The organism is Streptomyces roseolus (assembly GCF_014649855.1).
GTDB lineage: Bacteria > Actinomycetota > Actinomycetes > Streptomycetales > Streptomycetaceae > Streptomyces > Streptomyces roseolus.
In genome coordinates this window covers 17,520-25,520 of sequence record NZ_BMTV01000040.1, presented here as the reverse complement: position 1 = coordinate 25,520, position 8,001 = coordinate 17,520, and the positions used below count along the sequence as shown (strand labels likewise).

Below are 8,001 nucleotides of genomic sequence, written 5' to 3'. Positions count from 1 at the left end.
GTGGACGCGTTTGGCAGCGGCAGTCACGTAGGCGGACGAACCGCCGGTGACGGTCTTCCACTGCGGGGAGCCGGTGATCGACAGCAGACCGTGATGGTGCAGGAAAGCGAACAGGTAGGCGGCCGGGTACGCCAGCGCGGTGCGGGCCGGGCAGGACCACACGGCGGCGACGAGCGGCAGGGCGAAGTGGCTGACGAAGTAGGGGGAGAACCCGCCCTCGCGCAGGAAGTCCCCGAAGGTGACACCCGCATGAGTCCCCCGCGCGAGCAGCCGCCGGGCACCCCGGTGGAAGACCGGCACCTCTGCCAGGAGCCGAAGGTACCGGGCCCGCAGGGCCGCACGGGAGGCGAACAGTCCCGCAGCGCCCCGGGCACCCGCGTACTCCAGCCCGCACCCGTCACACCGCACCGACATGCTCATCTCGGCGTCCTGCGTGCCGATCTCCAGCTCCCGGAACAACCTCAACAGGGTGGGGTAGGTGCGCTCGTTGTGGACGATAAACCCCGAGTCCACGGCAAGTGCCCGACCGCCGGGGCCGGGCAGCTCACGGGTGTGGGCGTGGCCGCCGAGCCTCCCGTCCGCCTCGTACAGGGTGACCTCGTACGAGGACGCCAGGACGTAGGCGGCCGTCAGGCCCGCCACGCCGGCGCCCACGATCGCCGCCTTGCGCTGTTCGACCACCATCGCTCCCGCCACTCGACACGCCGCCCGACTGCTGCGTTTCACCCGTACTTCGCAGCAGTCGGGCGATCGGATTGGCGTGATGTGTGACCGCGAGGTGGAAGGTCCGGTCGAAGAGGTGTGCCGGTTCAGCCGGTGAGACCGGCGAGATGCGTGCTCAGCGTGACGGCGGGCGGGTAGCTGGCGCCTATGGCGGTGACGTGCTTCCAGTGCAGGCGGCCGTGGCCGTTGACGATGAACACCGACCGGCGCAGGCCGATCAGGGGTGCGCTGATCCCGAAGGACTTCGCCACCACACGCTCCTCGTCGGACAGCAGGGGCATGCTCAGCCTGCGGTTGCGGGCGAACTTCTCATGACTGTCGAGCCCTTGTGGGCTGATGCCCCACACGGTGGCACCGGCGGACTGGAGTTGGTCGATGCCGTCGGAGTAGGAGCAGAGCTGTGCGGTGCATACCGGTGTGTTGTCGCCGGGGTAGAAGACGAGAACGAGCGGCTTGCCGCGCTGCTCGCACAGGGTGTAGTCGCGGCGATGGAAGGTTTCGCCGTCCAGATGTCCGCCGGGCAGGCAGAAGTCGCCGACGATGTCCCCGATCTCCGGGATGCTTGCCATGAAGTACCTCGATCACTGATCGATGCGGAGCGCCCGGTCAGGCGGGCAGGGCCATCAGCAGCAGCGGGTCGGTGGTGGGCTGGGGGGATCCTCCGGCGGGTTCGAGGGTGAGGCCGACGGCGCCCGCGTCGGCAGGGTTCCCGGCGAGGATGACGGTGCCGTCGTGGTCGATCAGACCGGCCGGGAGCATCGTGCCGTCGTGGTCGAGCCACAGCTGGTAGGTCTTCCCGGCGCCGGGCGCCGGCAGGTTGGCGGCGGTGAAGACGGCCTGGTTCCGCTGCTCGGAGGAGACGACGGTGGTCAGGGCCCCGTTGGCGGCCTTGCCGTGCACGGTTTGGGCGTCCGGGGCCGCCAGGACGGCACTGACCGCGTCGAGCTGCTGCTGGGCCTGGCGGGCCTGCTGCTCCAGCTCTTGTTCGTTCTGTGTCTGCCACACCGCGACACCGCCCAGTGCGACGGCGGCCACAGTGGCGGCCAGCGCCAGGGACACGGCACGGCGGCGCAGGATCCCGCCGAGGACGGGTGCCGCACCGGCGGCGGGGACGCGTGGGGGCAGCTGACGCACGCCGTCGACGGCGGCCATGACCTGTGCTTTGGCTCCGGGAGGCGGCGGCTGGGCGACCGCGGCGGCCAGGCGCGCCGTGGTCGCCTGGAACTCGGCTGCTTCCTGGCGGCATGCCTCGCACGTTTGGAGGTGGGCGTCGAAGTCCTTGCGTTCGTCGTCGTCGAGTGCGCCCAGTGCGTAGGCGGCGGCGAGGGTGTGGGCGTCGGTGGTGTGGTGGTTCATGTGGTCACCCCCATGCAGTCGCGGAGCCGGATGAGCCCGTCGCGCATGCGTGTCTTGATGGTGGGAAGAGGCGTGCGCAGGGCTTCGGCGACTTCACGGTAGGTCAGCCCCTGGTAGTAGGCCAGGGTCACGGCTTGGCGCTGGAGTTCGGTCAGGCCGCGCAGGCAGCGGCGTACCTGTTCGGACTCCAGGCGGGTCTCGACCTGTTCGGCGACCTCGTCGAAGGCGGTGGTGTGTTCCCGGGCCGCCTGCGCGTGCTCGCGGTCGGCGGCGGCCTGGGCGGAGCGGACGCGGTCCACGGCCCGGCGGTGGGCGATGGTCGCGGCCCACGTCTGCACGCTGCCGGCGTCGGGCCGGTAGCGGGCGGCCTGGCGCCACAGGTCGATCATGACCTCTTGGGCGACCTCCTCGGACTGCGCCCGGTCGCGCACCACTTTGAGGACGATGCCGAAGACCAGGGGTGCGAGTGCGTCGTAGAGGGCGGAGAACGCCTGCTTGTCACCGCGCGCCACCTTGCCCATGGTCTCGGTGAGGTCGCTGGGGGCGGCGCGGCCGTTGCGGCCGGCGCCGAAGGGAAGCGGCTGGTTCACCTGCACCGCTCCGCCCGTGGGGAGAAGGCGCAGGGGCGGCCTGGGCCGGCCGTCTGGGGGCGGGGCGTCCATCGCATGCCGGTCCTTGTGTCGTCGCTCGATCGTGCCGGGCCGCCCGGCGGCGGCCCGGTCGCGAAACCTGTGGGTGCTTCGTTGATTCTTCGTAGCGGACCGGCGGGTGGATGGGTGGTGCTTCGTCACCCGCGCCATCGTCGAGTAACTCGTTCGAGGGAAGGCGGGCGCAGGGGCCAAGCCGAAGGGCGGACGGCGGCGAAGACGGTGCGTGAGGTGAGCGGAGCGACGTTCTCCCGCTCTCCTCACCGGCCGCGCGGGTTGCTCGGCCGAGGCACCTTCATGGGAGGTAGTTCACATGGTTCGTGTGCGGAATGGTCTGGCGGTGGCCCTGGCGGCCGGTGCGGTGGTCATCGGTGGCGCGTCGATGGCATCGGCCGATGCCGGTGCCCAGGGCGTGGCCGCCCACTCGCCGGGAGTGGGCTCGGGCAACCTCGTGCAGGTTCCCGTTCACATCCCGGTCAACGCGTGCGGTAACACCGTCAGCGTGATCGGGCTGCTGAACCCGACCTTCGGCAACACCTGCGTCAACGCCTGATCGAGCACCGCGAGAAGAGCTCCGGTCCGCCGCCTTCAAGACGGGGTGGCGCGGACCGGTGATCCGCCCGGAAGGCAGTGTGCTCCGAGCGGGTCGGCCGCGGGCGGCTGTCGGCACAGCCGCCCGCGGTACCACGTCCTCTCCGCCCGGGCTACCAGGTCAGGACCGCGATGACCTGCTTGCCCCGGCCGGAGCGGCTGACGAGGAGGTCCGCCCCCAGCGAACGAACAATCCTCAGCCCCCGGCCTCCCGTCTCCTTGCACCGCCCTTCTCGATGGCTCCCGGCCAGGTCCGCCGTCCCGTCGCTGACGGCGATGCCCGCCTGACCTCGTTCCAGGCTCAAGGTGAGCGCGTAGGGTCCGGCGGCGTGGAGCACCGCGTTGCCGACCAACTCCGAGACGATCAGTACGAGATCCTCGGCGACCTCGCGAGGGCAGGCGTCCGCCTCCTGTTCCAGGAGTCGTGCCACGGCTTGGCGGGCCTGGCGGGCCGCGCGTTCGTCCGAGAGGAGCGGCAGATGCAGCGTGACCGGACATCCGCAGGGAACGGTGGCGGTGTCCATGATGATTCCTCGCAGTGAGTGGTCTTCGTCACCGAAAACGGGTGAAGGGGAACGTCGTGGGGCTGTGATGGTGCCGTGGAATCCGCGCATGGTTACCCATCGTCACAGTCCAAGGGTCCGGGAACCCAGTGGCTGACGCTGCGGCCGGCCATTCAGTGCTGCTTTCAGTAACGATTCGTGACGATTGCCGCGATGGATTGCCGGAATCCGGGAAAAGTCCCGAGCCGCCGTCCAGGTGATCTCCAGCGCTGCCTGCCATCCCTGCCCCGCTGCCGTGCCGAAGCGGATGAGGACAGCAATCAGGTGCCGTGCTCCGCTGCCGCCGGCGCCCGCAGCACGCCCCCGGCAGCAGTACAGAGGGATGGCTTCGTGCTGAGGCTCAACCGTGCAAGGCCGTACATCGTGTTGCTGCTGTGGCTGATCCTGGCGGTCGCCGCCGGCCCTTACACCGTCCGTCTCGGCGAGGTCGCGCAGGCCGGCGGGGACGTCACGCTGCGGGAGACTACGGAGTCGGCCCAGGTGGAGCGCCTGCTGAACCCCGCGGGGGCGCAGGCCGCGCTGCCGCTGGCCGTGATCTGGACTTCCCGCCCGGAGGGCGAACAGATCACGGCGCGCCAGCAGCAGGCGGCGCGTCAGATCGTCGTCCGCCTGACCGGAACCGCCGGAGCTCCGGTGCTTTCCCAAGACGGCCGCGCCATGACCGCGGTGATCGGCGCCGAACCCGACGGCGGGGCCGCCCGCCTGGCCGCCGTCGCGAAGGCGGCGGCCTCGGTCGGCGGGACGAGCGTGCACCTGGCAGGACCCGCGGCCGCTCAAGCAGACCTCGACGCAGCCTTCTCGCATACCGACGGCACCCTCCTGGCCGTCGCTCTCGGCGGAGTCCTGTTGATCCTGATGCTGGTCTACCGCAGCGTGATCATGCCCCTGTTGGTGATCGTGAGTTCTCTCCTGGCCCTCGCGGTGGCCTGCGCCGTTTTGTACGCACTGGCCCGGACGGACTGGCTGTCCATCGACGGCCAGACCCAGGGCATCGTGTTCGTCCTGGTAGTCGGTGCCAGCACCGACTACGCCCTCCTCCTGGCCGCCCGCGCCCGCGAGGAACTCGCCGAACAGCCGGACATCCGCCGGGCGATGACCGCAGCGTGCCGCGCCACCGCGCCGCCCGTGCTCGCCAGCGCCGCGACCATCGCCTGCGCCATGATGACGCTCGTCCTCAGCGACCTGCCCTCCGAGCGGGCCCTGGGCCCGGCGGTGGCGATCGCCATGGCGTGCTGCACCGCCGTGTCGCTGACCTTCCTGCCAGCCGTACTGGCACTGTGCGGGCGGCGCGTGCTGCGGCCACACGCGGGCACACCGGGAGACTGGTGGGCACGGCCGGCCCGGGCGCTCGAGCACCGGCCGCGCCGGGCCTGGGCCGGCTGCCTCGCCCTCCTCGCCGCCGGAGCGGCTATGGCGCCGCTACTCGCCCCTACCGGCGTCCCCCTCCACCAGGCCCTACCGGCCCAGGCCCCCTCGGTTGCCGGGCACACCGTCCTCGTACGCCACTTCCCCGCCGGCACCGCCAGCCCCCTGATCGTCCTCGCCCCTGCCGCCCGGTCGGCCGAGGTCCGCGACCGGATCGCCTCAACACCGGGCGTAGCGGCAACAGCCACCACGCCGGCCGAGACCGGTGGGAGGGCGCAGATCCTGGCGACGCTGTCGGACAGCCCGGACAGCGCCCCCGCCCGGAACACGGTGGCCCGGCTGCGCGGCTCGCTGGCCGGGACCGGGGCACTGGTCGGCGGACAGAGCGCCCAACTCGCCGATCTTCACCAGGCATCGGTGCGTGGCCATCGGCTGATCATGCCTCTGGCACTGGCCGTGGTGCTGGCCGTCCTGATCGTCCTGCTGCGCTGCCTGCTGCTGCCACTGCTGCTGGTCGCCGCCGCCTGGGTCAGCCTGTTCACCGCGTTCGGGGCCTCCGCGCTCCTCTTCCAACTGGTGTTCGGCAGCAGCGACACGGAGCCCGCCGTGGTGCTGTTCTCCTTCGTCTTCCTCGTCGCGCTGGGGGTCGACTACAACATCTTCCTCGTCCACCGGATCCGCGCCGAAGCGACTAGGCACGGCACCGCGGTGGGGGTCCGCCGGGGGCTGGTGACCACCGGCGGCGTTATCAGCGCCGCCGGCCTCATCCTGGCCTCCACCTTCGCCGCACTGACCGTGATGCCTCTGCTCTACCTCGCCCAGATCGGCTGCATCGTCGCCCTCGGCGTCCTCATCGACACCCTCCTCGTGCGCCTCTTCCTCGTCCCCGCCCTCATCCTCGACCTCGGCCCCCGCACCTGGTGGCCCACCCACCTCCCGGGCGACCGCCGCCCGCCCGCCACAGCCTCCGCTCCGCGCACCCGTACCCCTGGCCGCGCCGCCGCCTCCACACCCACGCTGTAAGGCAACACCGGCAAGAGATTTCACTCTTTCGAGGGTTGGACCAATCCGCCGGGCGGAGGATGCCGAATGCAGCAACGTGAGCAGCCTCCGCAGCAAACTCGTCCGCGTCGCCTTCGGCGCACTGGCCGGACTCCTGGCCGCGTTCACGGCTCTGGCCGTGGCCGAGCTGGTGGCCGGACTGGTGCGGCCCGCAGCGGGGCCGGTGACGGTGGTGGGCGGCGCGGTGATCGACCGGACCCCCGCTCCGGTGAAGGACTTCGCGATCCGCACGTTCGGGGAGAACGACAAAATCGTTCTCCAACTGGGGATCCTCGCGATCCTCGCCCTCATCGCCATCGGCCTCGGCATCCTCGCCCTGTCGCACCGACGCGCCGGTGCGGCGGGGGTGTTGCTGTTCGGGATCGTCGGCGCTGCCGCGGCTCTCAGCCGTCCCGACTCCACCGGCACCGGTGACGTACTGCCCTCGATCGCCGGAGCGCTGGCGGGAGCTGTGGCTCTGTACATGCTGGCGACCAAAGCCGCTCCCGTTCACGCCCCGGACGGGCAGCCAGGCACTGGGGGGTGGAGCAGGCGCGGGTTCCTCGCCGCGGCCGGTGTGACCGCCGTCGCCGCTACCTCGGCAGGTGCGCTGGGCCGGTACTTCACCGGCCGGCAAGGCCAGGGCGCCGTCGCCTCCCGGGAGAACCTGGTGCTTCCCAAGCCGGCCTCCCCGGCCCCCGCGGTCCCGGCCGGTGTTCAGCTGAAAGTGCCCGGCATCACCGCCTTCACCACCCCCAACGCCGACTTCTACCGCGTCGACACCGCCCTGACCGTGCCCAAGGTCGACGCCGGAACCTGGCGGCTGCGCATCCACGGCAAGGGGGTCACCCGTCCCCTCACCTACACCCTCGACCAGCTCCTGGCGCGCCCCCTCATCGAACGCGACATCACCCTGACCTGCGTCTCGAACGAGGTCGGCGGCCCCTATATCGGCAACGCCCGCTGGCTCGGCGTCCCTCTCGCCGACCTCCTGAAGGAGGCCGGCGTGATCCCTCCGTCGCGGGGAGGGAAAGCCGATCAGCTGGTGGCGCGCTCCGTGGACGGCATGACCCTCGGCTCCCCGGTGGAGGACGTGATGGACGGCCGCGACGCGATGCTCGCGGTCGGCATGAACGGCGAGCCGCTCCCCTTCGACCACGGCTTCCCCGTCCGCATGCTCGTCCCTGGTCTGTACGGCTACGTCTCTGCCTGCAAGTGGATCGAGGACATCGAACTCACCACCTTCGACGCCTACGACCCGTACTGGGTCAAGCGGAAGTGGGCCCGCAAGGCGCCGATCAAGACCCAGGCGCGCATCGACACCCCCAAACCCTTCGCCCGCCCCGCCGCCGGAACGGTCACCGTCGCCGGCGTCGCCTGGGCCCAGCACCGCGGCATCACCCGCGTCCAGATCCGTGTCGACGACGGGCCCTGGCAGGACGCTGACCTCGCCGCACAGGCAGGCGTCGACACCTGGCGCCAGTGGTCCTACCGCTGGAACGCCACCCCTGGCGGACACAACCTCACCGTCCGCGCCACCGACGGCACCGGTCAGGCCCAGACCGAACAGCGCACCCGGACCATCCCCGACGGAGCGAGCGGCTGGCACAGCGTCTTCGTCACCGTCCCCTAGACCACCCGGACGGCCGCAAGGCCCGCACCGGGCAGCACGACCAACCCCCTCGATACCCAGAGAAAGTCCCAAGGAGCAACTG

General features: G+C 71.1%; 8 protein-coding genes. 3 read left to right on the top strand and 5 right to left on the bottom strand.

Annotated features, from left to right (window positions below; genetic code table 11):
* From IE245_RS37450 to sigK, 4 genes are all read right to left on the bottom strand, one after another.
* Window positions 1-684: NAD(P)-binding protein (locus IE245_RS37450; protein WP_229851898.1), on the bottom strand; the 684-nt coding region annotated here is incomplete at its 3' end.
* A 125-nt stretch (window positions 685-809) separates the two neighbouring features.
* Entirely contained in the window at window positions 810-1,292 is a 483-nt protein-coding gene (locus tag IE245_RS33020) for a peroxiredoxin (RefSeq protein WP_189954447.1), read from the bottom strand.
* Window positions 1,293-1,329: 37 nt separating this feature from the next.
* Window positions 1,330-2,079, bottom strand: a complete 750-nt coding sequence (locus IE245_RS33015) for an anti-sigma factor (RefSeq protein WP_189954445.1) — start codon at window positions 2,077-2,079, stop codon at window positions 1,330-1,332.
* Window positions 2,076-2,669: an ECF RNA polymerase sigma factor SigK gene (sigK, locus tag IE245_RS33010; RefSeq protein WP_373305444.1), complete on the bottom strand. Its 594-nt coding sequence runs from the start codon at window positions 2,667-2,669 to the stop codon at window positions 2,076-2,078. The genes IE245_RS33015 and sigK overlap by 4 nt, the downstream gene beginning before the upstream one ends.
* 370 nt (window positions 2,670-3,039) lie before the next feature.
* On the opposite strand from sigK, the gene IE245_RS33005 reads away from it, so the two are divergent.
* Window positions 3,040-3,279: a chaplin gene (locus IE245_RS33005; RefSeq protein WP_030497993.1), complete on the top strand. Its 240-nt coding sequence runs from the start codon at window positions 3,040-3,042 to the stop codon at window positions 3,277-3,279.
* Window positions 3,280-3,430: 151 nt separating this feature from the next.
* On the opposite strand, the gene IE245_RS33000 is transcribed toward IE245_RS33005, so the two are convergent.
* A complete protein-coding gene (locus IE245_RS33000; protein WP_170313970.1) occupies window positions 3,431-3,841 on the bottom strand; it encodes an ATP-binding protein in 411 nt (136 codons plus the stop codon).
* A gap of 369 nt (window positions 3,842-4,210) precedes the next feature.
* Between IE245_RS33000 and IE245_RS32995 the strand changes: the two genes are divergently transcribed.
* Together IE245_RS32995 and IE245_RS32990 are read left to right on the top strand one after the other, a co-directional pair.
* On the top strand, window positions 4,211-6,268 hold the full coding sequence (locus IE245_RS32995) for an MMPL family transporter (protein ID WP_229851895.1): 2,058 nt from the start codon (window positions 4,211-4,213) through the stop codon (window positions 6,266-6,268).
* Between the two features lie 76 nt (window positions 6,269-6,344).
* Entirely contained in the window at window positions 6,345-7,919 is a 1,575-nt protein-coding gene (locus IE245_RS32990) for a molybdopterin-dependent oxidoreductase (RefSeq protein ID WP_189954439.1), read from the top strand.
* Window positions 7,920-8,001 lie beyond the last annotated feature (82 nt).

Excerpts from the sequence above, each read along its gene's own strand:
- IE245_RS33020 (WP_189954447.1), bottom strand. The coding sequence starts at position 1,292 with ATGGCAAGCATCCCGGAGATCGGGGACATCGTCGGCGACTTCTGCCTG.
- IE245_RS33015 (WP_189954445.1), bottom strand. The coding sequence starts at position 2,079 with ATGAACCACCACACCACCGACGCCCACACCCTCGCCGCCGCCTACGCA.
- IE245_RS33005 (WP_030497993.1), top strand. The coding sequence starts at position 3,040 with ATGGTTCGTGTGCGGAATGGTCTGGCGGTGGCCCTGGCGGCCGGTGCG.
- IE245_RS33000 (WP_170313970.1), bottom strand. The coding sequence starts at position 3,841 with ATGGACACCGCCACCGTTCCCTGCGGATGTCCGGTCACGCTGCATCTG.